This is a genomic window from Amycolatopsis nivea (assembly GCF_004522235.1).
GTDB lineage: Bacteria > Actinomycetota > Actinomycetes > Mycobacteriales > Pseudonocardiaceae > Amycolatopsis > Amycolatopsis nivea.
Map to the genome: position 1 here is coordinate 28,044 of NZ_SDLT01000032.1, position 19,554 is coordinate 47,597.

Annotated in this window: 22 protein-coding genes and 1 pseudogene; 15 read left to right on the forward strand and 8 right to left on the reverse strand. The window is 68.9% G+C overall.

The features are described from left to right. Positions 1 to 109: 109 nt before the first annotated feature. Positions 110 to 1,327, forward strand: coding sequence for a DNA polymerase IV (gene dinB / locus EIZ44_RS30925; protein WP_134732756.1), 1,218 nt, complete (start codon positions 110 to 112; stop codon positions 1,325 to 1,327). Between the two features lie 895 nt (positions 1,328 to 2,222). Here dinB and EIZ44_RS30930 read toward each other — a convergent pair. Beyond that, a complete protein-coding gene (locus EIZ44_RS30930; RefSeq protein WP_205673370.1) occupies positions 2,223 to 3,017 on the reverse strand; it encodes an NAD(P)-binding domain-containing protein in 795 nt (264 codons plus the stop codon). A 217-nt stretch (positions 3,018 to 3,234) separates the two neighbouring features. Continuing rightward, a complete protein-coding gene (locus EIZ44_RS30935; protein ID WP_134732757.1) occupies positions 3,235 to 4,173 on the reverse strand; it encodes an alpha/beta hydrolase in 939 nt (312 codons plus the stop codon). A gap of 129 nt (positions 4,174 to 4,302) precedes the next feature. On the opposite strand from EIZ44_RS30935, the gene EIZ44_RS30940 reads away from it, so the two are divergent. Beyond that, complete coding sequence (locus EIZ44_RS30940; RefSeq protein ID WP_134732758.1) at positions 4,303 to 4,956, forward strand: TetR/AcrR family transcriptional regulator; 654 nt, start codon at positions 4,303 to 4,305, stop codon at positions 4,954 to 4,956. A 166-nt stretch (positions 4,957 to 5,122) separates the two neighbouring features. On the opposite strand, the gene EIZ44_RS45715 is transcribed toward EIZ44_RS30940, so the two are convergent. Both EIZ44_RS45715 and EIZ44_RS45720 read right to left on the reverse strand, forming a co-directional pair. After that, on the reverse strand, positions 5,123 to 5,677 hold the full coding sequence (locus tag EIZ44_RS45715; protein WP_240691459.1) for a LysR substrate-binding domain-containing protein: 555 nt from the start codon (positions 5,675 to 5,677) through the stop codon (positions 5,123 to 5,125). A gap of 229 nt (positions 5,678 to 5,906) precedes the next feature. Beyond that, a pseudogene (locus EIZ44_RS45720) lies at positions 5,907 to 6,029 on the reverse strand (helix-turn-helix domain-containing protein); the annotation flags it as partial. Positions 6,030 to 6,103: 74 nt separating this feature from the next. On the opposite strand from EIZ44_RS45720, the gene EIZ44_RS45725 reads away from it, so the two are divergent. After that, a complete protein-coding gene (locus tag EIZ44_RS45725) occupies positions 6,104 to 6,568 on the forward strand; it encodes an EamA family transporter (protein WP_240691460.1) in 465 nt (154 codons plus the stop codon). 45 nt (positions 6,569 to 6,613) lie between these two features. Next, on the forward strand, positions 6,614 to 6,943 hold the full coding sequence (locus EIZ44_RS45730; RefSeq protein WP_276323757.1) for an EamA family transporter: 330 nt from the start codon (positions 6,614 to 6,616) through the stop codon (positions 6,941 to 6,943). On the opposite strand, the gene EIZ44_RS30955 is transcribed toward EIZ44_RS45730, so the two are convergent. After that, positions 6,924 to 7,694 (reverse strand): TetR/AcrR family transcriptional regulator, encoded by a 771-nt coding sequence (locus EIZ44_RS30955; RefSeq protein WP_037818373.1) that lies wholly within the window; start codon positions 7,692 to 7,694, stop codon positions 6,924 to 6,926. The genes EIZ44_RS45730 and EIZ44_RS30955 overlap by 20 nt on opposite strands. 61 nt (positions 7,695 to 7,755) lie before the next feature. Between EIZ44_RS30955 and EIZ44_RS30960 the strand changes: the two genes are divergently transcribed. Together EIZ44_RS30960 and EIZ44_RS30965 are read left to right on the forward strand one after the other, a co-directional pair. Beyond that, complete coding sequence (locus tag EIZ44_RS30960) at positions 7,756 to 8,535, forward strand: ATP-binding cassette domain-containing protein (RefSeq protein WP_134732759.1); 780 nt, start codon at positions 7,756 to 7,758, stop codon at positions 8,533 to 8,535. Next, positions 8,532 to 9,332, forward strand: coding sequence for an ABC transporter permease (locus EIZ44_RS30965; RefSeq protein ID WP_134732760.1), 801 nt, complete (start codon positions 8,532 to 8,534; stop codon positions 9,330 to 9,332). Before EIZ44_RS30960 ends, EIZ44_RS30965 begins: the two co-directional genes overlap by 4 nt. A 58-nt stretch (positions 9,333 to 9,390) precedes the next feature. On the opposite strand, the gene EIZ44_RS30970 is transcribed toward EIZ44_RS30965, so the two are convergent. Beyond that, entirely contained in the window at positions 9,391 to 10,782 is a 1,392-nt protein-coding gene (locus tag EIZ44_RS30970) for a sugar porter family MFS transporter (protein ID WP_078870702.1), read from the reverse strand. A gap of 430 nt (positions 10,783 to 11,212) precedes the next feature. On the opposite strand from EIZ44_RS30970, the gene EIZ44_RS30975 reads away from it, so the two are divergent. The 4 genes from EIZ44_RS30975 to EIZ44_RS30990 all read left to right on the forward strand — a co-directional run bounded on the left by EIZ44_RS30975 (position 11,213) and on the right by EIZ44_RS30990 (position 14,251). Beyond that, a complete protein-coding gene (locus tag EIZ44_RS30975; RefSeq protein WP_037818376.1) occupies positions 11,213 to 11,506 on the forward strand; it encodes a hypothetical protein in 294 nt (97 codons plus the stop codon). Continuing rightward, on the forward strand, positions 11,503 to 13,002 hold the full coding sequence (locus EIZ44_RS30980) for an alpha/beta hydrolase (protein WP_037818377.1): 1,500 nt from the start codon (positions 11,503 to 11,505) through the stop codon (positions 13,000 to 13,002). The genes EIZ44_RS30975 and EIZ44_RS30980 overlap by 4 nt, the downstream gene beginning before the upstream one ends. Positions 13,003 to 13,073: 71 nt before the next feature. Continuing rightward, positions 13,074 to 13,616, forward strand: coding sequence for a hypothetical protein (locus tag EIZ44_RS30985; RefSeq protein ID WP_037818378.1), 543 nt, complete (start codon positions 13,074 to 13,076; stop codon positions 13,614 to 13,616). A 47-nt stretch (positions 13,617 to 13,663) separates the two neighbouring features. Further along, on the forward strand, positions 13,664 to 14,251 hold the full coding sequence (locus EIZ44_RS30990) for a TetR/AcrR family transcriptional regulator (protein WP_043839496.1): 588 nt from the start codon (positions 13,664 to 13,666) through the stop codon (positions 14,249 to 14,251). 72 nt (positions 14,252 to 14,323) lie between these two features. Here the strand turns inward: EIZ44_RS30990 and EIZ44_RS30995 are convergent, their stop codons facing one another. After that, entirely contained in the window at positions 14,324 to 14,881 is a 558-nt protein-coding gene (locus EIZ44_RS30995; protein ID WP_037818380.1) for a YceI family protein, read from the reverse strand. Between the two features lie 97 nt (positions 14,882 to 14,978). Here EIZ44_RS30995 and EIZ44_RS31000 point away from each other — a divergent pair, with 97 nt between their 5' ends. Together EIZ44_RS31000 and EIZ44_RS31005 are read left to right on the forward strand one after the other, a co-directional pair. After that, entirely contained in the window at positions 14,979 to 15,467 is a 489-nt protein-coding gene (locus EIZ44_RS31000) for a MarR family winged helix-turn-helix transcriptional regulator (RefSeq protein ID WP_134663340.1), read from the forward strand. 21 nt (positions 15,468 to 15,488) lie between these two features. Further along, positions 15,489 to 16,475 carry a glutathione S-transferase family protein gene (locus EIZ44_RS31005; RefSeq protein WP_134732761.1) on the forward strand — a complete coding sequence of 329 codons (987 nt, stop codon included), beginning with the start codon at positions 15,489 to 15,491 and terminating at the stop codon, positions 16,473 to 16,475. 10 nt (positions 16,476 to 16,485) lie between these two features. Here the strand turns inward: EIZ44_RS31005 and EIZ44_RS31010 are convergent, their stop codons facing one another. Beyond that, positions 16,486 to 17,028 (reverse strand): CGNR zinc finger domain-containing protein, encoded by a 543-nt coding sequence (locus EIZ44_RS31010; RefSeq protein WP_037818383.1) that lies wholly within the window; start codon positions 17,026 to 17,028, stop codon positions 16,486 to 16,488. Between the two features lie 37 nt (positions 17,029 to 17,065). Between EIZ44_RS31010 and EIZ44_RS31015 the strand changes: the two genes are divergently transcribed. Genes EIZ44_RS31015 through EIZ44_RS31020 form a run of 3 tightly spaced genes read left to right on the forward strand, consistent with a single transcriptional unit; the run spans position 17,066 to position 19,547 of the window. Further along, positions 17,066 to 18,088, forward strand: coding sequence for an MFS transporter (locus EIZ44_RS31015; protein ID WP_240691462.1), 1,023 nt, complete (start codon positions 17,066 to 17,068; stop codon positions 18,086 to 18,088). Further along, entirely contained in the window at positions 18,089 to 18,460 is a 372-nt protein-coding gene (locus EIZ44_RS45735; RefSeq protein ID WP_240691463.1) for a hypothetical protein, read from the forward strand. It abuts the gene before it with no gap. Beyond that, the gene (locus tag EIZ44_RS31020; RefSeq protein ID WP_134663337.1) at positions 18,426 to 19,547 is read left to right on the forward strand and encodes an epoxide hydrolase family protein; all 1,122 of its coding nucleotides are present in this window, start codon (positions 18,426 to 18,428) and stop codon (positions 19,545 to 19,547) included. The genes EIZ44_RS45735 and EIZ44_RS31020 overlap by 35 nt, the downstream gene beginning before the upstream one ends. The last annotated feature ends 7 nt before the right edge of the window (positions 19,548 to 19,554 follow it).

Below are 19,554 nucleotides of genomic sequence, written 5' to 3' on the forward strand. Positions count from 1 at the left end.
GGGGGAGAGGTTAGCGCGTTCCGTCCGTGTTCCGTCCGGGCTTCGGGAGATTTTTCTACTCCGTTCGAGTGAACGGATCGCGGTTTTTGTCGGTGTTCGATGCGAACATATGTTCGTGACGAGCGAAGGACCGATCCTCCACGCCGATCTCGACGCGTTCTACGCCTCGGTCGAGCAGCGCGACGATCCCCGGCTGCGCGGCAGGCCGGTGATCGTGGGCGGTGGCGTGGTGCTGGCCGCGAGCTACGAGGCCAAGGCGTTGGGCGTGCGCACCGCGATGGGCGGGGCGCAGGCCAGGAGGTTGTGCCCGCATGCCGTGGTGGTGCCGCCGCGGATGCCGGTCTACAGCGCGGCGAGCAAGGCGGTGTTCGAGGTGTTCCGGCAGACGACGCCGGCGGTGGAAGGAGTGTCGATAGACGAAGCTTTCTTGGACGTAGGCGGTCTGCGGCGGATCGCGGGACGTCCGTCGGAGATCGCGCTGCTCCTGCGCGCGGAGGTGCTGGCGCAGGTCGGGCTGCCGATCACGGTAGGGGTGGCGCGCACGAAGTTCCTGGCGAAGGTGGCGAGCGGCGTCGCGAAACCGGACGGTTTGCTGGTGGTGCCGCCAGATCAGGAGCTGGAATTCCTGCACCCGCTGCCGGTGGAGCGGTTGTGGGGAGTGGGAAAGGTGACGTCGGCGAAGCTGCGGGAACGCGGCGTCCGCACCGTGCGCCAGGTCGCCGAACTGCCCGAAGCTGCGCTGATCTCCATGTTGGGCCCAGGTTCGGGCCGTCACCTGCACGCCTTGGCACACGGCCGCGACCCGCGCGCGGTTCAACCAGGAAAACGTCGCCGCTCAATCGGTTCGCAACGTGCTCTGGGTCGCCGCTCCCGCTCGCCGGCCGAGTTGGACGAGATCGTGGTGTCCATTGTGGACCGACTGGCCCGTCGGCTGCGCGGCGCGTCACGGGTATGCCGGACGGTGGTGCTGCGAATGCGCTTCGCGGACTTCACTCGCGCCACGAGGTCGCACACGCTCGCCGACAGCACCGACCACACGGAAACCTTGCTGTGCGCCGCCCGCGGCCTGCTGTCCGCGGCGCAACCGCTGGTGTACGACCGGGGTTTGACGTTGCTGGGCCTGTCGTTCTCGAACCTCGACAGCCACGGCGCGGTGCAGTTGGCGCTGCCGCTGGATCAACCGTCCAGCCCAGCGCTGTCCGCGGAGGCGACTGCGCTGGACTCAGCAGTGGACGCGCTACGAGACCGCTTCGGCGCGGCCGCGCTGACCCGAGCGGCGCTGCTGAGCCATGAAGCGGGGATGGAGATGCCTATGCTGCCGGACTAATCGAATGCGGTGGTCCCGCGGACGCTTCGCCGTGGGTCCGGACGACTTTGCACGACAGCACGCTCCGCGTGCGAGAGTGCGGGAGGTCGTTGCCCGGCATCAGGAATGGATGCTTGTGCTGCCGGATCTAGTGAGCGTGGTGGTTCCGCGAGGGCTGGTACCCGAACCGGGCGGGCAATCCCGGGACGGCTGGAGGCTGGGCGGAATTTGGCTGGCCGGGATCTGCGTGCGGTGGCTTGCGCCGACCCGATATGGCTGAACTTGGCCGCAGTCGGATGGTTGCGCTTGGCCGCAGTCGGAGAGCGCGCTCCGGGTGGCCGTTCTTCGGATCCGGTATGGACTGGCTCGGTTTCGGCGGTGCCACCGAAACCGGTGCCTAGTCCAGCCGCCTCTCTGCAGTCGCCGGGCCAGGGTGACGCGGCACCTGGAGGAGATGCTGCGCGGTCATTGGGTCCGGTGTTGTGGGTGCTGGGCGGGGCGGCTGCCGGAGGGCGAGGTCCTGTGTGGCTCCGGGGATCCGGTGCTGCGGGTGCTCGGTCAGTGGCTCCTGAAGAACCAGGTGCCGAGTACCGGGGAATCCTGTTGCTGCGGGCAGCGAGTGGGGCGACGACTGGACGAACAGGTGCGGCGTGCCCCAGGAAACACGAACAGGTGCGGCATGCCTCGGGAAACCCCGGAGCTGCGGTTGCTGGGCCGGTGCGGTTCCGGTGAGCTGATCTTGTTCAGGCTCAACGTCGTTGACCGCGGTCGTCGCCCGCGGGCGTCCGTGGTCTGTTCCGGTCATCGCACGCGCGGGCGGGGGAGTGCCGAGGCACAATCCCCCCCCCGCCCGGCAAGGTCTATGCGAGACGCAGGCCGTTCCAGGGCACGGAAACAGGTCTTCGCCCGGAAGCCGCTATTTCAGGTCAGCGAGCAGACCGTCCAGGGCTGTGGCGAGGGCCTCGGCGTTGGCTGGCGCGAACCACGTCGTGCGGATTCGTTCGTTGTTTCCCTGAGGTGTCTCGTGGTCGGCGGCAAGCTGATCCAGCGAGCGGCTCGTGTCCTCCAGCGCGCGGCCGACGTTCTGGAAGAGACCGCGCACGTACCGTTCGGCGACCTCGCTCGCGATGCCGTGCTCGCCGGCCCAGGCGGTGAGTGTGGCGAGGTAGGCGTAGTGGGCGGTGAGAGTCCCGGTTAGGGCGGAGAAGACGTTGAAGGCGTCCTCGTCCGCGACGGGCAACGACCCGCCCAACTGGTCGAAGAGAGCGTCCACCGCCGGATGCGGAGGTGTGGTCACGGTGACGGACCGGCGTACGCGCACGGCGGGCAGCGGGATGGCGCGGACGATCGGGGCGCCGGTGCCGAGGGCTTGGCGCAGAGCGTCGATGCCGACCCCGGCCATCAGGGTGACCACGATCTTCTCGTCGGCCACCTTGAGCCCGCTCAGCGCCTCGTGGCGGTCTTGGCGGCGCACGGCGATGATCACCAGATCCGCGCGGTCCACGACCTCCTGGTTGTCGGCGCACACCTGGACGCCCTCGAAACGTTCGGACAGTTCGGCGGCGGTGCGGGCTCCTCGCGGGGAGAGGAAGATTTCCGCTGCCGCACCGTTTTCGTGCCGCAGGCCTTCGACGAGAGCCTTGCCGATCTCGCCGACGCCGACGATGCCGATTTTCCGCATGTTGTTGTCCTCCAGGGAATGCTGGGTCATGTCGGTCGCCTGGCGCTCAGCGGCGAGGCGACTGTGAGACGGCCGAGCGGTGATCGTTGTGCTGTCGGCGCAATGACGCTTCGCAGGCATGCCGCAGATCGTCGGGCGAACCGGCGGGCACCAGGCCGTGGCAGTGCGCTGGGCACCGGTTTTTGGGGTCAGACAACGCTCATGCAACCCAGAACGAGCTGGGCGTTGTTGTGCACCTGATCCTCCGTCACTTCGCCAAAGCCGCGCCGAGGAACGCGAGGATTTCCGCCTGTGCGGCTTCGGCCTGCGGTTCGATGCCGGGCAAGGTGAGGAACGCGTGTTTCGCGCCCGGGTACTCGGAGAGCTGCACAGAGCTTCCGGCCTCGCGCAGCCGCTCGGCGTAGCGGCGGCCGTGGTCGGCGACCGCGTCCTGGGTGGGCACCACCACGAGTGCTGGAGCCAGCCCGCTCAGATCGTTGGCGTGCAACGGGGAGACAGCAGCGGCGTCGGCGCCAGGCGGGATGGCGAGTCGCTGGAAGAGCTTCAACAGCGACAGGGCTGGGCTCGGGCGGTACGCGTATTCGGCGACGGAGGGGTAGTCGAACATCGTGCCGGTCACGTCGGCGACCGGGTTGACCAGGACCTGCGCCTTAAGCTCGAGACCGGCGTCCCTGGCGCGAACGGCAGCCAGTGCGCTGATAAGGGCACCACAGCTCTCGCCGAAGACCGCCACGCGCGCGGGGTCGATGCCCCACTCCGCGGGGTGCCGGACCAGGTGCCAGAGCACGTTCCAGCCGTCGTCCGCGGCGTTCGCGAGCGGGCTGTCGGGTGCGAGCAGGCGGTGTTCTACCGAGACGACAACGGCGGGAAGCCGCGCGGCGAGACGGCTGTTGGTCCAGTCGCACTGCGCCGCCGTGCCCACGAAGCCGCCTCCGTGGACATGGACCACCAACGGCAGTGTGGCTTCCAGCCTCGGCCGGTAGACCCGGACCGGCAGGTCGCGGCCGGGCAGAGCGATCTCGCGCCACTCGATCTCGGCGTCGGGGCTCGGCTCTCCGATGATCGGGTGTGCCGCGCTGGAAGCCCGGAAGCGGTTCTCCGCCTCGCGGTAGACGTGCAGTTCCTCGGGCGTGATCACCGAGTAGTCCGGCTCCGGCGGTCTCGTCGGGGCAGCGGGTTCTCCCATGATTCCTTCTTTCCTCCCGGCGGAAAGCCGGGTGCGTCGTGGTGTCCCCAGTGACTTGTCCTCATTATGCACACACTGTGTGCATTGCTAAGTGCATAGGTTATGCTGGGCCGGACGAGAGGGGCCGAGATGACCGGTCGCAGGCGATGGTCGACCGACGAGATCCTGGACACCGCGGAAGACCTGCTGCGCACGAGCGACGCGGAGTCGTTCAGCGTGCGAAAACTCGCCGCCGCGCTCGGGACCGATCCCTCCAGCCTTTACCGGCACTTCCGCAACAAGACCGAACTGCTGCGCGCCGTCGCGGACCGGATCCTGCTGGCCGCCATGGAGGGCTACCGTCCGGACGGCACTTGGAAGCAGCGCATCACCGCACTGGCGCTGTGCCTGCGCGAGGCCTTTGGAGAGCAGCCTCAACTCGCCACCGTGTGGGGCCGCTACGCGTCCGGCGGCACCGGATCCCGGTTGGTCATGGAGGAATTGCTGCAAGCCCTGCGCGCGGCCGGGGTTCCCGACGAACAGATCCCGGTGCTGTACCACCGCCTCGTGGTCCTCATCGCCGCCCTGATCGCCGCCGAGGCTGGCGTCAGCAGCATCACCGCCGAGGAGTACGAACAGGGTCTGGAACAGTTCCGCGTCGCAGTGCTCGGCGCCGATCCCGAACGCTTCCCCGCGTTGGCGTTCTTCGCCCGCGAAGTCCGTCCCCTCGGGGCGGATCGCCGCGCCGCGTTTGAAGAAATCGTCGACGGTTACTTGGCCCAGATTGAGGCTCAGATTCCTTGATGCGCCTGGTCCACTGCGCGCCGAGGCAACATCGCACAATGCGGTAGGACTGCCAGAGGATGTCTACCGCAGGGCGCTGAGCCACGAGATGGCGATGGCTTGCTGGGGTTAAGCGTGGTTCCGCGGTGCGCAGTTCAGAGCCCGGTTGGTCACTGTTCGTACCGGGCTACCGGGAGGGTCTCCCCGAGGCAATGGCGCGCAGTGCCGCAAGGCCTGCACTGACAAGAGGATGTCCGCTGCTGCCACGTCGTACCGCGGTCAGCAATTGGCGGGTAGGAATAGACGTGCCCAGCAAAGGAATCCGCTTAACCGCGTGCTCCGGCAATGGCACAATCCTCGGCATCAGGCACACGCCGAGGCCTTCCGCGACGAGGGCAGAAACTGCGTACCACTCCTTGACCTCATGCACGATCCGAGGCGTAAAACCAGCGGCGGCGCAGGCTGCGGTCACCAAGGGATAAGTGTCGTTGTTGTGTTTCTTGACGATCCACGGCTGATCAGCCGCCTCGGCGAGTTCGATTCCCTTGCGGCGGGCCAGGGGGTGGGTGGCGGCGACGAGCAGGTCTTGGCGGTCGGTCGTCAACGGGGTCTGCTCGAAGCGGGAATCGGTGACCGGCGGTGCTTCCGGGCCGGGCAGGACCAAGGCGATGTCGGCTTCGTCGGCGAGGAGGAGGCGGTAGCAGTCGGCGCTTTCCTCTTCGGTGATTTGCGTTTCTATCAACGGATTCGTCCGGCGCAGGCTGGCGACGGCGGGGGCGGCGAGGGTCGCCAGCGGAGGAGACGCCGCACAGGCGCAGTGTGCCGCGGAGTTCAGTGGCCTCCGCGGCGAGTTCCGCGCGGGCTGCTTCCCATTGCGGGCGTAGGGCGTCGGCGTGTCGGAGCACGATGTGTGCGGCGGGCGTCAGTTGCACTCGACGGCCTTGCGGCACCAGGAGTTCCACCTCCAGATCCCGGGCCAGCAACCGTAATTGCTGCGAGACGGCAGACGGGGTCAGGTGCAGTGCGGCGGCGGTCGCGGTCACGGTTTCGTACTCGGCGAGGGTTCGCAGGACGTGCAACCGGTGGTCAATCATGTAGTCCAGGCTAAACGGTTTCGTGCGGAAAGATTCGTTGGACGTGCACGCTTGCCAGAGGCAAGCCTGGAGGGATGAGGAATGCGCCTGCGCTGATGGTGGGGAGTGTGCTGAGCGTCCAGTTCGGGCAGGCGTTCGGGAAGCAGTTGTCCGAGGACGTCGGCGCGTCCGGTGTGGTGGCGTTGCGGCTTGGGCTGGCTGCGGCGGTTCTGCTGGCTCTGTACCGGCCTGCGGTGCCGCGCAGTTGGGCGGAAAGGAGGGTGATCCTCGGCTTCGGCACGGCCATCGCGGGGATGAATTTGATCTATCCGGCGCTGACCATCTTGCCATTGGGGTTGGCGAGTGCGTTGCAGTTGTTGGGGCCGATTTCCTTGGCGTTGTTCACTTCGCGACGTATCCGCGACGTGGCCTGTGCGGTCGTGGCCGGAGTCGGGGTGTGGTTGTTCTACGCTCCGCGCGACGTCAGTTTTCCGCTCGCCGGCGTGGTTCTCGCGTTGGCTTCTGGCGCGTGCATGGCTGCCTACTTCCTGCTCAGCTAACGCGCGGGAGCAAGCAGTGCGGGAGGGGGTCCGCTTGCGCTGGCGTTGGCTTGGGCTGCCGTGCTTTCGGTGCCGTTAGGGGTGATCGACCAAGGCACCCGGCTGGTGACGCCTCGGGTGTTGCTGGTCGGCGTAGTGGTGGCCGCGTTATCGGCGGTGGTGCCGTATTCCTTGGAGCTGGCGGCTTTGCGACGGCTGCCTGCCCGGACGGTCGGGGTGCTGGCCAGCCTTGAGCCGGCGAGTGCGGGGCTGGCCGGGGTGCTGGTTCTCGGTGAGCACTTGCGTGCGGTGCAGTGGGTGGCGCTCGCCTGTGTTGGGCTCGCGAGCGCGGGGGCGGTGTTGGGGCGGAAGGACGCTACTCAGCGGGTCGGTTGACCAGCGCGGCAATGCCTTCGATCAGGCGGTCCAAGCCGAACGCGTACTCGTGGTCGAGGCTGTACGGAGCCTGGTGCGTTTGCCCGGCGGCGGCACCGACCCGGTCCGCGACCGGGAAGCGGCGCGGTTCGTAGACCTCCGCCAGTGCGGGGGCGGTCGCGGCCCACCATTGCTGGTCGGTCATCCCGGTTTGCCGCACCACGCGCGCGGCTTCGACCTTGCGGCGCGCCAGGCCTTCCACGTGGGTGGTCACCAGCGTGATCGTCGAATCCATTTCGAGGTCCGACAGGCCGATCCCGTCGACGACCGCCAGTTCCAGGTCGTACTTCGCGATCGCGTTGGGACCGAGCGTCGGACGGCCGGTGAAGACTTGCAGCAGCCACGGATGCCTCAGGTGCATCGCCCAGTTGACGGCGGCGACGCGGCGGAGGCCGTCGCGCCAGTCGTCGGCGTCTATTTCGGACAGTTCGGCTACCGCCTCGCCGTACACCGCGTCGACCATCGCTTCGACCAACTCCGCGCGCGACGAAACGTAGGTGTAGAGCGACATCGTCCCGACGCCCAGCGATTCGGCGACCCGGCGCATCGACAGCGTCGCCAGGTCCTGTTCGGTGTCCGCGACCTCGACCGCGGCGTCGACGATCCGGGCCGGGGTCAGTCCGTGCTTCGGGCCGCGCTTCGGCAGCTGGCGGGTGCCCCACAGCAGAGCGATCGTCGCGGCGGGGTCGCCGGGGTTGCCGTCAGTCGTCACGTGACCAGCATAGGAACTTAACTCCGTAGGCAATACGGAGTGTTGTGCTAGCCTTCTTCGTATGGCATACGGAGTAGATGGCCTGCTGGCGTGCGGGGTGCAGAAGCGGTATGGCGAACGGGCCGCGCTGGACGGGTTTGACCTGCGGGTCGAGCCGGGAACGGTGTGCGGACTGCTCGGTCCCAACGGTGCGGGCAAGACGACGGCGGTCCGGATTCTGACCACGTTGCTGCGGCCGGACGCGGGCGAGGTGCGGGTGGCCGGTTTCGACGCGGTCGCCGAGCCGGACGAGGTGCGGCGGCGGATCGGGCTGGTCGGGCAGAACGCCTCGGTGGACGAGATTCTGACCGGCAGGCAGAACCTCGAACTGTTCGGCAGGCTCGGCGGACTGCCCTCGCGGGCGGCGCGTACACGAGCGACGGAGCTGCTGGACCGGTTCGGTCTCGCCGAGGCCGCAGGCCGGTCCGTCTCCGGCTACTCCGGCGGCATGCGGCGCAAGCTGGACCTGGCCGCCGGGCTCCTGCTGAACCCGGCGGTGCTGTTCCTCGACGAGCCGACGACCGGGCTCGACCCGGCCGCCCGCATCGACGTCTGGGCGGACGTCCGCGCGCTGGCCGGCACCGGCACCACGGTGCTGCTGACCACGCAGTACCTGGAGGAGGCCGATCAGCTCGCCGACCGGATCGCGGTCCTCGACGCCGGGCGGGTCGTCGCCGCGGGCACGCCGGACGAGCTGAAGGCGAAGGTCGGGCCGGACCGGGTCGAGACGGTCGTCCGGAAGCCGACGCTCGACGAGGTTTTCCTGCTCCTGATCGGCAACGCGACTGAGGAGGCGCGATGACCATCCCCGCCACCGCACCCGGGCGCGTGTCCTGGCCGACGCACACCGCCGTCCTGACCCGGCGGATCCTGGTGCACTGGAAGCAACGGCCGGTCTCGATCGCGGTCACGCTGCTGTTCCCGGTCCTGATCGTGGTGATGTTCGGCCAGCTGTTCGGCGGCGCGATGGACATCCGGGACGGCGCGTACATCGACTTCCTCATCCCCGGCATGCTCGCGATGACCATGCTGTTCGGGCTGGAATCCACCGTCCTCGCGGTGACTTCCGACGCCGCGAAGGGCGTTACCGAGCGGATCCGCGCGATGCCGGTCAGCGGGCTCGCCGTGCTGACCGGACGGTGTCTCGCCGACTTGATCAGCGCGGTCGCCGGACTCGTCGTAATGATGGGAGCGGGGCTGGCGCTGGGCTGGCGGCCGCACCAGGTGTCCGTGCTGGGCGCGGTCGGGCTGCTGTTGTGGCTGCGGTTCGCCTTCGTCTGGATCGGGATCTATCTCGGACTGCTGCTGAAGACCCCGGAGTCGGCGGTTTCGGTGCAGGTGCTGGTGTGGCCGGTCGGATTCCTCTCCGGCGTTTTCGTTTCCCCGGACACCATGCCTGCCTGGCTGAGCGCGGTCGCGACGTGGAATCCGCTCACCGCAACGGCTTCCGCGGTGCGCGAGCTGGCGGGCAATCCGGCGTGGGCCGCGAATGGCTGGGCGGCGGAGCATTCCGTGCTGCTCGCGATGGCGTGGCCCGCAGTGCTGACGGCGGTCTTCCTGCCGCTCGCCACCCGGCAGTACCGGATGCTCGGGCGGTAAAAAACAGCCGGGCGGCAAGGGAAATCCCTGCCGCCCGGCTGCACCCCGAGAGGAAAAATCAGGCGCGTGCCTTCGCGTGCGTCCGTCCGCGCAGGTCGAGTTCGATTTCCTCCAGCGACCGGCCCTTGGTTTCCGGGACGAGCCACTTCGTGAGGAAGAACAGGACCACGTTGATGCCCGCGAACAGGAACATCGAGCCGCCGAGGCCGAGTGCGCCCGGGTCGGAGATGATCGGGAACACGGCGCTGATGATGCCGGTCGCGGCCCACAGCACGACGCTGCTCACGCCCATGCCCGCGGCGCGCACCTTCAGCGGGAACACCTCGGCCATCATGACCCACACGACCGCGCCCCAGCCGAGTTCGTAGCCGACCAGGTAGAGCACCATCGCGACGAGCATCAGGATGCCCTTGGTCGCGGTATCGTGGACTTCCAGCACGATGAATCCGGCCCCGACCAGGGTGATCACCATCAGCACGTTGCCGATCAGCAGCAGCGGCTTGCGGCCCCACCGGTCGACCACGAACACGACCCACGCGGTGAACAGGAACTTGGTCACGCCGAGCAGCACGCCGGACAGCAGGGCCGCCTGGGTCGCGAAACCGAGGCCGATCAGCATCGTCGGGAAGTACGCGTTCACCGCGTTCACGCCGCTGAACTGCTGGCCGATCGCGAGCAGCAGGGCCACCACGAGCATCGGCCGCACGGTCGGCGTCAGCAGGTCGCGGAGCCGGGTCTTCGCCGATTCCGAGTCGAGCCGGATCACCTCGCGGATCGTGCCGATCTCCTCGTCGACGTTCACGCCGCCGCCGTGCGAGCTGAGCAGGACCGCGCGGGCCTGTTCCTCGTGGCCGTTCGCGACGAGCCAGCGCGGCGTTTCGGGCAGGAACACCAGGCCGGCCAGCAGGATCACCGCGGGCACGATCGCGCCGGCGAACATCAGCCGCCAGTTGCCCGAGCTGCCGAGCCCGTAGCTGACCAGGAACGCGATCAGGATGCCGAGCACGATGAAGATCTGGTTCAGCGCGCCCATCGCCCCGCGCAGCCGGGCCGGGGCGAGTTCCGACAGGTACGTCGGGACCGTCGAGGACGAAAGACCGATGCCGACGCCGATCACCAGCCGGGAAATGATCAGCAACGCGAACGTCGGCGAAAACGTGGCCGCGAGCGTGCCGATGATGACGACGACCGCGGCCACCATGATCGTGCGGCGGCGGCCGAGCCTTTCGTTGAGCCGGGAGGAGAAACTCGCGCCGACGATCGCACCGATCGAAATGCTCGCGGTGATGACGCCTTTGTCCCAGCCGGACAGGCCCCAGAGTTTCCCGATGAACGGCAACACCCCGGAAATGACGCCGAGGTCGTAACCGAACAGGATGCCGCCGAGGGCACCGAAGAAGTACAGCGTCGTTCTGCCGATGGGCCGCCGCGCCGCGGCTGTCTGTGTCATTGCCGAGCCGTCTCTTTCCGGGATGGCCGGCCGGTCCTGGTCCGCTGCCCGCGAGGTCAGCGCCGTCCTGGCCGGACGAATGGGGGTCGAGGGGACAAGGACTGCCGGACTGGTCCAGCACTGCGGAACGGCCGGATCCGCCGTCGCACAGCGCCTTTCCACGCTGTTCGCCTGCCCGGCTCGCTCCCGTTCGAACTTCGCCGTACACAGTCACACGCTGGTCACCGGCGGGCAAGACGCGGGCTGATAACTATTCAGTCACGTGACTAGCGTTCACATATGTGGACACGGTAGGCGGGCGTTTTCGCAGGTCAACGCGGTGGCAGGGAGATCTTGTCAAGAGTTTCCGCGAACGTCGAACTGTGGGGAACCGGCTGCCGGGGACGTCCGTCGTACCGGGCGTCCGGTCGCCGCGGTGGGGGAGATGCGCATGGGAACGGGTTTCGAGGTCGCTCCGAGGGAGGTCGTGACCGCGGCCGGACGGGCGCACCAGGCGGCGGCGACCGTGCGGACGGTCGACCTCGCGGGCGCGCTCGCCGGGGTCGGGCTGTCCGGCGGCACGAGCGCGGCGGCGGCGGATCGGCTGTCCGACACCTGGGGCCGCGTCGTTCCGAAGTGGACCGCCGACACCGAGGCTTATGCGGAGAACCTCGACCAGGCCGCGGCCGGCTACCGCGACAGCGACCAGAACGCGGCCGGCGAGATCGCGGCGGCGGGCCGATGATCACCTGGGGAGACGTCCGGCGCTGGAACCCGGCTGACCTCGCCGCGGCGGTCGACGCGCTCGGCGCCCGGGCCGCGCGGCTCACCGCGGCGAACGACGACGCCGACGCCATGACGAAGTTCGGTGCCTGGCAAGGCGACGCGGCAGACGCGGCGACCGCCAAAGGCACTGCGCTCACGGCGGAATTGCGGCAGTTGACCACCGACGTGTCGGCGGTCCGGCGCGGGGTGCACGACGCGCAGCTGGCGGTCGAGCGGATCAGCTCGGCGGTGCGCGACGTCGACGATTTCGCCTCGCGCAACGGAATGCGGATCGACGACGGCGGCGGGGTCAGCGGAGAACCCGAGCGGCAAGCCGAGGTCGCCGACCGGGTCGGCCAGATTCTCCGCGACGCCACCGCGGTCGACGCGGACCTCACCGTCGTGCTCGATCGCGCGGCGAAGGGCGAAAGCGGCGGGACGGGCGTCGTCGCGCTGGCGATGGCGACCAGCAGCCAGCCGAAACCGAACGGCACCCCGGCGGAGAACCGGGCGTGGTGGGACAGTCTGTCCGACTCCGCGCAGTCCTCGATCCTGCGCGACAACCCGGATCTGATCCGCAACCTCGACGGCATCCCAGTGGTCGATCGCGACGCGGCGAATCGCGTTGTGCTGCAACAGGAAATCGACAAGCGCAAGGGCGACGACGCGCAACTCCGCGGCCTCACCGCGATCCGCGACCGGCTCGCGGCCACCGGCGACGGCAAACCGCCCGCCTTCCTGATCTCGCTCGACGTCAGCGGCGACGGCACCGCGGTGGTCGCGGCCGGAAACCCGGACACCGCGGCGAATGTCGCGACCTACGTGCCCGGCACCGGCAGCGAACTGGCCAAGATCGGCGGCGACCTCGGCCGGTCGGACAAGATGTGGCAGTCGGCGACGATGGCGGGCTCGCCGTCGACCTCGGTGATCACCTGGGTCGGCTACGACGCGCCGGATGAACTCGTGAACGCCGCCAGCGAGAAATACGCCGACGGCGGCAAAGCGGCGTTGTCGAAATTCGAGGACGGACTGCGGGCATCGCACGAAGGCGCGCCGTCGCACAACACTGTGCTGGGCCACAGCTATGGCACGACGGTAATCGGCCACGCGGCTCGCGACGGCGGCCTCAATGCCGACGACCTGATCTTCGCCGGCAGCCCCGGTGTCGGCGTCGAGCACGCGAACCAACTGCACCTCGACGGCGTCCCGCAGGATCAAGTCGCCCAGCACGTGCACTCGACGGTCGCGGAACACGACCTCATCAAGATCACCAACATCGGCGTCGGCGGCCATGACCCGCTCGGCCCGAGCCCGACCGGCGACGGATTCGGCGGCCAGGTCTTCGAGTCCGCGCCGGGCGACAAGGGCCCGTGGTACGAGGGCGGTCTGTCCGGGGCCGCGCACAGCCAATACTGGGAGGACAACAACCCGTCGCTGCGCAGCTTCGGCCGGATCATCGCCGGGTTGCCGGCGTGACGGCGCGCCGCACCGCGCTGGCCTGCCTCGCCGCCCTTCCTCTCGTAGCCTGCTCCCCAGGAGGTGAAGCCATGACCACCACGATCACCGAAACCGAAGCCCGCGACCGGGTCGAGGGCTATGTGCGCGCCGTGTTCGCGGTGCTGCCCGCGCCGGCCGCGCGGGAACTGTTCTCCCGCAACCGGTCCGAATGCACCGACCCGACCGACAACGGTCCGGCGGGGCGGTACGAAATCTCCGCCACCTACGAGGTGACCGGCCTCGAACCGGACACCTTCACGGCGCAGTTCGACGCCGTCGTGGATTGGTGGCAGGGGCACGGCTTCACGGTGCTGACCGACCGGCGGCCGACCGACCAGTACGTCTTCGCGCGCAACGAGCGGGACGGCTTCGACATGTCGTTGCAGGCAAACGAACTCGGGAAGCTTTACCTCGGCGCGACGTCGCCGTGCGTCTGGCCGAAGGGCACTCCCGAGGCCGCGCCCGAGGCGGTCGTAGAAGAAGAGGAAGTCGCGGAAGCTCCGGAGCCCGAGCGTCCCCGACCGCGCCGCGCGCCGGTGGACGACGAGGACTTCGGCCAGACGTCCTGGTCGGACGGAGGCGCCGCGTTCTGATCACTCGCGGGTAGAGTGGACTCTCAGGTCCAATCAGGAGGCAGGCGATGACGCTCACGCGCAAGGGCGAGGCCACGCGACAGCGGATCGTGGAGGGCGCGGCCGAGGTGATCCGCGAGCGCGGCGTGCTCGCGACGACGCTCGATGACGTCCGCGCGCAGACCAGGACCAGCAAAAGCCAGCTGTTCCACTACTTCCCGGACGGCAAGGAAGAGCTGCTGCTGGCCGTCGCGCGCTGGGAGGCGGACCGGGTGCTGGAGGTGCAGCAGCCGTCGCTCGGCGCGCTGCGCACCTGGGACGACTTCCGGACCTGGCAGCAGGTGGTGCTCGGGCACTACACCGAGCAGGGCAGGCATTGCCCGCTGAACGTGGTGATGTCGCAGATCGGCCGCAACACCCCGGGCGCGCAGGCGGTGGTGACGCAGCTGATGGAGCGCTGGCTGTGCGAGCTGACCGCGGGGATCGAGAACCTGCGGGCGGCGGGGGAGACCCGGCCAGGGCTGGATCCGAAGCGGGCCGCGTCGGCGCTGCTGGCCGGGGTGCAAGGCGGGGTGCTGATGCTGCTGACCACGGGGGAGCCGCAACACCTCGAAGCCGCGCTCGAAGTCGGTATCGCCGGGTTGCGCGCCGCTTAGCCGAAGTACGTGAAGGGCTCCTTGCGGGAATCGGATTCCGGCAAGGAGCCCTTCACGGACAGCTGGGGCGGTTCAGGCGTTCTTGATCGCGGAGATCTCGAACTCGAGGGTGATCTTGTCCGAGACCAGCACGCCGCCGGTCTCGAGCGCGGCGTTGAAGGTGACGCCGTAGTCGCTGCGGTTGATCGAGGTCGAGCCCTCGAAGCCGACGCGGTCGTTGCCGAACGGGTCCTTCGCCGAGCCGCCGAACTCGAACGGGATGGTGACCTGCTTGGTGACGTCCTTGACGGTCAGGTCGCCGGTCACGTCGAAGGTGTCCTCGCCGGTCTGCGCGATCCCGGTGGAGGTGAAGGTGATGGTCGGGAACTGGTCGCAGGACAGGAAGTCGTTGTTGCGCAGGTGACCGTCGCGGTCGGCGTTGCGGGTGTCGACGCTCTTCGTCTGGATGGTGACGTTCGCGCTCGAGTTGGCCGGGTTCTCGCCGTCCAGGGTGAACGAGCCCTCGAACTCGTTGAAGGAGCCGCGGACCTTGGTGACCATGGCGTGGCGGGCGACGAAGCCGATCCGGCTGTGCGAGCCGTCGATCGTGTAGGTGCCGGTCAGGTGGGAGTAGGTGGTCGCGCTGGTCATGAGTTCCGTTCCTTCGGGTCCTTGGTTGAGTGTTCAACTAGCACTGTAGCCCACAATAACTGATTGCGCGAGCAAGTGTCGGATATACTCCTCGTCTGTGGTGAACAGAACCCCGCTGACCAGCGAAGAAGAGGCAGTGTGGCGTCCGTTGATGCGGGTCGTCACAGTGCTGCCGAGGGCTCTCGAGGACCAGTTCGCGCACGACACCGGCGTCTCGCTGACGGATTACACCGTGCTCGTGTCGCTCTCGGAAGCGCCCGAAGGCAGGCTGCGGCTCACCGATCTGGCGGAGTCCGCGGCGCTGTCGCTGAGCCGGATCAGCCGGGTCGTCGAGGCCATGGTGCGCCGCGGCCTGGTCCAGAAGGTGAAATGCCCGCAGGACCGCCGGGCCGCGCACGCGACGCTCACCGAACTGGGGCGGGCGAAGCTCGCCGCCGCGTACCCCGGGCATCTCGAGCGCGTGCGCTCGTACCTGTTCGACCACCTCTCGCCCGAGGAGGTCCGCGCCGCGGGCCCGATCCTCGCCCGGCTGGCCGCCGCGCTGGAGCCGCCGGACTGTCCCGCCTGCCCGGACGATCAGACCTGACTCCGCGACGAAAGGGTTCCGATGCCCGACCAGGGTGAGTTCAAGCGCGACACGAACTACATCTCCGACCGCATCACCGCCGACGGCCGCGACGGCTGGCCGGTGGAGCCGGGCCGCTACCGCCTGGTGATCGCGCGCGCGTGCCCGTGGGCGAACCGCGCGTCGATCGTGCGCAGGCTGCTCGGCCTCGAAGAGGTGCTGTCGATGGGCCTGTGCGGTCCGACGCACGACGAGCGCAGCTGGACTTTCGACCTCGACCCCGGCGGCCGCGACCCGGTGCTCGGCATCGAACGGCTGCAGGAGGCGTTTTTCGCGCGGTATCCGGACTATCCGCGCGGGATCACCGTTCCGTCCATTGTGGATGTCCCAAGTGGACGGGTGGTGACGAACGACTTCAAGCAGATCACCGTCGATCTGTCGCTGGAATGGGGCGCCTACCATCGCGACGGCGCGCCCGAGCTGTATCCGGAACGGCTGCGCGACGAGATCGAGGACGTCGCGGAGAAGGTCTTCCGGGATGTGAACAACGGCGTGTACAAAGCGGGTTTCGCCACTTCGCAGGAGGCGTACGAAGAGGCGTACCGCGCGTTGTTCTCCCGGCTGGACTGGCTGTCCGAGCGGCTGTCCGGCCAGCGATACCTGGTGGGCGACACGATCACCGAGGCGGACGTGCGGCTGTTCACGACCCTGGTTCGCTTCGACGCGGTGTACCACGGGCATTTCAAGTGCAACCGGCAGAAGCTCGCGGAGATGCCGGTGCTGTGGGGGTACGCGCGGGATCTGTTCCAGACGCCCGGTTTCGGGGACACGATCGATTTCGGGCAGATCAAGGAGCATTACTACGTGGTGCACCGGAACGTGAACCCGACCGGGATCGTGCCGCTGGGGCCGGACCTGTCGGGGTGGCTGACGCCGCACGGACGGGAGGAGTTGGGCGGAAGGCCGTTCGGAGACGGGACCCCGCCGGGGCCGCCGGCGGGGGAGCGGGTGCCTGAACTGGGGTCGTGAGATCCGCGAGTCAGTCCGCGTTTTGCCGACTCCGGTAGGCCGCGACGCTGGCCCGGTGCGCGCAATTCCGGGTGCAGTACTGCTTCGAGCCGTTGCGCGACAGGTCGACGAAAGTAGCTCGGCAGTTCAGTCCTGCGCAGACGCCGAGGCGCGACGGACCGTGGGTGGCGATCACGGAGGCCAGTGCGCTGAGCGTGGTCGCCGCCAGATGTGCTGAGCAGCGGTCGGTGTCGGAAGTCACCTCGGTCCACCAGCGGTCGTCCTCGTGCCGCAGTTCCGGGGTGGCTCGGCTGTCCCGTAGCCCGGCATTGATCAGGGCCGCGGCTTCGACCGCGTCGGTGCTCGCTCGTTCCAGCACGGCGCGCACGGTCTCGCGCAACTCGCGGACTTCTGCCAGGTCGGCGCGGGTGAGACGGCGTGAAGGCGCGGCCGCGGGATGGCCGGCGAGGAAGTCCCGCAGCTGCTCCACGGTCTCGAGCGCGTCCTCTCCCTTGATCGGCCGCAAAGTGTTGGCGAGGTCGACGGCCGTCTGCACGTGATACGCATCCAGCATTTGACGTGTCTCCTCGTGTCTTCGTACTGTGACACCCATGGGTGCGTTCGCGTGTCACAGGATACCTGCGGCGGAAGCTGCGAGCGCGGACGGGCGGCGGCTGGGGCTGACGCTGGGGATGCTGGTGCTGCCGATGTATGTGGCGCTGGGCGCGCCGGCGGTGGCGCTGCCTGCCATCGGCCGCGCGCTCGCGGTGCCGTTCGGGGCCACGGCCTGGATTCTCGCCGCGTGGTCGCTGACCTCCGCGCTCGCGATGCCGGTCGCGGGCCGGTTGATGGCCCGGTGGAGTCCGCTGCGGGTGCTCGTCGCCGGAGTCGTGGTGCTCGCCGCGGGCTCGGTGCTCGCCGGGGCGGGTTCGACGCTGCCGGTCGTGATCGCCGGTCGGCTGATCGGCGGCGCGGGGGCGGGTGCGACCGTGATCGCCGTCTTCGCCGCGGCCACCGCTCTTCCTGGGCGGGAACGGATTCGCGCGCTGGGAATCATCGCGGCCGCCAGCGCGACGGCGTCGGCGTGCGGAACGCTGCTGGGCGGGGCGGTCACTGCATGGCTGGGGTGGCGTGCCGTGCTCGCGCTCCCGGCCCTCGCGCTGCCCTTGCTGCTGGCTGTGGTGGCGCGCAGGCGCACGTTCACGCGGACCGACGGTGGTGAGCGGGACGGGCGGCTCGACATTGTCGGCGCGGCTGTGCTGTCGGTGCTCGCTGGCTCCTTGATCGCGTTGCTGCAAGCGCGTTCGGTCGGCCTGCCCGCTCCGGTCACCGTCGCCGTGGCTGTCGCCGGTGTGCTCGCCGCGGCGGGACTGTGGCGGCGCGTGCGGCGCTTGCCCGACGGGTTCGTGCCTCGGCGGGTGATCGCAGCACACGGCTTCCTGCCAGCCGGTCTGATCGGCGGGACGGTCTTCGCCGGTTACTACGGGGTGCTGTTCGTCGCCCCGTCCCTGATCGAACAGGCCACCGGCGGCGGTGCCCTTGAAGCTGGCGCGATCTTGGTCCCGGCCGCCGCCTGCTCAGTGCTGGCCGGGAGACTAGTGGGCACCCTGCACGACCGGTTCACCAGTTGGTAGATGGCGGCCGGACTCGCGGGACTCACTGTCGTCGGGGTCCTCGTGGTCGCGGTCTTCGACGGGCCGGTCGCGGTGGTCATCGGCGCGGCGCTCACCGTGTGCGGGTTCGCCGGTTCCCAGGCCGTACTTGTCGGCCTCGCGCCGGAACTGGTCGCCGCGGATGATCGCGATACCGCACAGGGCCTGTTCAACTTCATGACCGCTTTGGGCGGCGGAATCGGCCCGGCCGCGGTCGCGGGTCTGTCCGGCCTCGTGCCGATGCCGGTGGCCCTCGCGGTACTCGCGGCCCTCCCGCTGGCCGGAGTCGTTCTCAGCCAGTCCCGGAAAGGAGCCCGCCGTGGCCGCCGAGCCATTCAAAGTCAGTGTCAGTGAAGCCGAGATCGCGGATCTGCGTGAACGATTGCGCCGAACGCGATGGCCCGAGGCCGAGCCGGTGGACGACTGGTCGCAGGGGTTGCCACTGGCTTATGCGCAGGAACTGTGCCGCAGCTGGGCCGAGGACTACGACTTCGGGTTCGCCGAGCGGCTGAACGCTTTCCCGCAGTACCGCGAGACGATCGACGGGCTGGGCATCCACTTCCTGCATGTCCGCTCGCCGGAGCCGGACGCGTTCCCGCTCGTGCTCACGCACGGATGGCCGGGTTCGGTGCTGGAGTTCCTGGACGTCCTCGGCCCGCTGACCGATCCGCGCGCGCACGGCGGGGATCCGGCGGACGCGTTCCACGTGGTCGCGCCGTCGTTGCCCGGGTACGGCTGGAGTGACAAGCCGTCGAGGACCGGTTGGGGCGTCACCCGAATCGCGCGCGCCTGGGACACGTTGATGATCTCGCTGGGCTACGAACGGTACGGCGCGCAGGGCGGCGACTGGGGTTCGGCAGTGTCCGGCGCGCTGGGCGAGGTGGCTCCCGAGCGGGTCGCCGGCGTCCACCTGAACCTGGGGTCCGTGGCGGCGGGCACATTCGCTGACCCGACACCCGCGGAGCTGGCGAATCTTGAGGCAGAGAAGGAATTTCAGCGCACCGGCCGCGGATACTCGGCGCTCCAGGCGACCCGGCCGCAGACCCTCGGCTACGGCCTCACCGACTCCCCGGCGGGTCAAGCCGCCTGGATCGCCGAGAAGTTCTGGGCCTGGACGGACAACGACGGCCACCCCGAGGACGCGTTGCCGCGGCAGAAGATCCTCGACGAGATCTCGGTTTACTGGTTCACCGCGTCGGCCACGTCGTCGGCACGGCTGTACTGGGAGAGCTTCGCCAACTTCCGGGACAAGGTCACCGCGCCTTCCGGACTGTCGGTCTATCCGCGCGACATAACGCGTCCATCGCGGCGCGAGGCCGAACTGCGGTTCACCGACCTGCGCTGGTTCGAGGAACTGCCGCGTGGCGGTCACTTCGCCGCGCTGGAGCAACCGGAGTCGCTGGTCGAGCAGGTGCGGGGGTTCTTCCGTCTCTTCCGCTGACCGTCCG

Bases quoted from the DNA above. Each gene is read 5' to 3' on its own strand.
- EIZ44_RS30980 (WP_037818377.1), top strand. From the start codon at position 11,503: ATGATCACCTGGGGAGACGTCCGGCGCTGGAACCCGGCTGACCTCGCC.
- EIZ44_RS30930 (WP_205673370.1), bottom strand. From the start codon at position 3,017: ATGACCCAGCATTCCCTGGAGGACAACAACATGCGGAAAATCGGCATC.
- EIZ44_RS31015 (WP_240691462.1), top strand. From the start codon at position 17,066: ATGGGTGCGTTCGCGTGTCACAGGATACCTGCGGCGGAAGCTGCGAGC.
- EIZ44_RS30960 (WP_134732759.1), top strand. From the start codon at position 7,756: ATGGCATACGGAGTAGATGGCCTGCTGGCGTGCGGGGTGCAGAAGCGG.
- EIZ44_RS30985 (WP_037818378.1), top strand. From the start codon at position 13,074: ATGACCACCACGATCACCGAAACCGAAGCCCGCGACCGGGTCGAGGGC.
- EIZ44_RS45725 (WP_240691460.1), top strand. From the start codon at position 6,104: ATGAGGAATGCGCCTGCGCTGATGGTGGGGAGTGTGCTGAGCGTCCAG.
- EIZ44_RS31005 (WP_134732761.1), top strand. From the start codon at position 15,489: ATGCCCGACCAGGGTGAGTTCAAGCGCGACACGAACTACATCTCCGAC.
- EIZ44_RS30935 (WP_134732757.1), bottom strand. From the start codon at position 4,173: ATGGGAGAACCCGCTGCCCCGACGAGACCGCCGGAGCCGGACTACTCG.
- EIZ44_RS31010 (WP_037818383.1), bottom strand. From the start codon at position 17,028: ATGCTGGATGCGTATCACGTGCAGACGGCCGTCGACCTCGCCAACACT.
- EIZ44_RS30975 (WP_037818376.1), top strand. From the start codon at position 11,213: ATGGGAACGGGTTTCGAGGTCGCTCCGAGGGAGGTCGTGACCGCGGCC.
- dinB (WP_134732756.1), top strand. From the start codon at position 110: ATGTTCGTGACGAGCGAAGGACCGATCCTCCACGCCGATCTCGACGCG.
- EIZ44_RS30965 (WP_134732760.1), top strand. From the start codon at position 8,532: ATGACCATCCCCGCCACCGCACCCGGGCGCGTGTCCTGGCCGACGCAC.
- EIZ44_RS30970 (WP_078870702.1), bottom strand. From the start codon at position 10,782: ATGACACAGACAGCCGCGGCGCGGCGGCCCATCGGCAGAACGACGCTG.
- EIZ44_RS30990 (WP_043839496.1), top strand. From the start codon at position 13,664: ATGACGCTCACGCGCAAGGGCGAGGCCACGCGACAGCGGATCGTGGAG.
- EIZ44_RS30940 (WP_134732758.1), top strand. From the start codon at position 4,303: ATGACCGGTCGCAGGCGATGGTCGACCGACGAGATCCTGGACACCGCG.
- EIZ44_RS45735 (WP_240691463.1), top strand. From the start codon at position 18,089: ATGGCGGCCGGACTCGCGGGACTCACTGTCGTCGGGGTCCTCGTGGTC.
- EIZ44_RS30995 (WP_037818380.1), bottom strand. From the start codon at position 14,881: ATGACCAGCGCGACCACCTACTCCCACCTGACCGGCACCTACACGATC.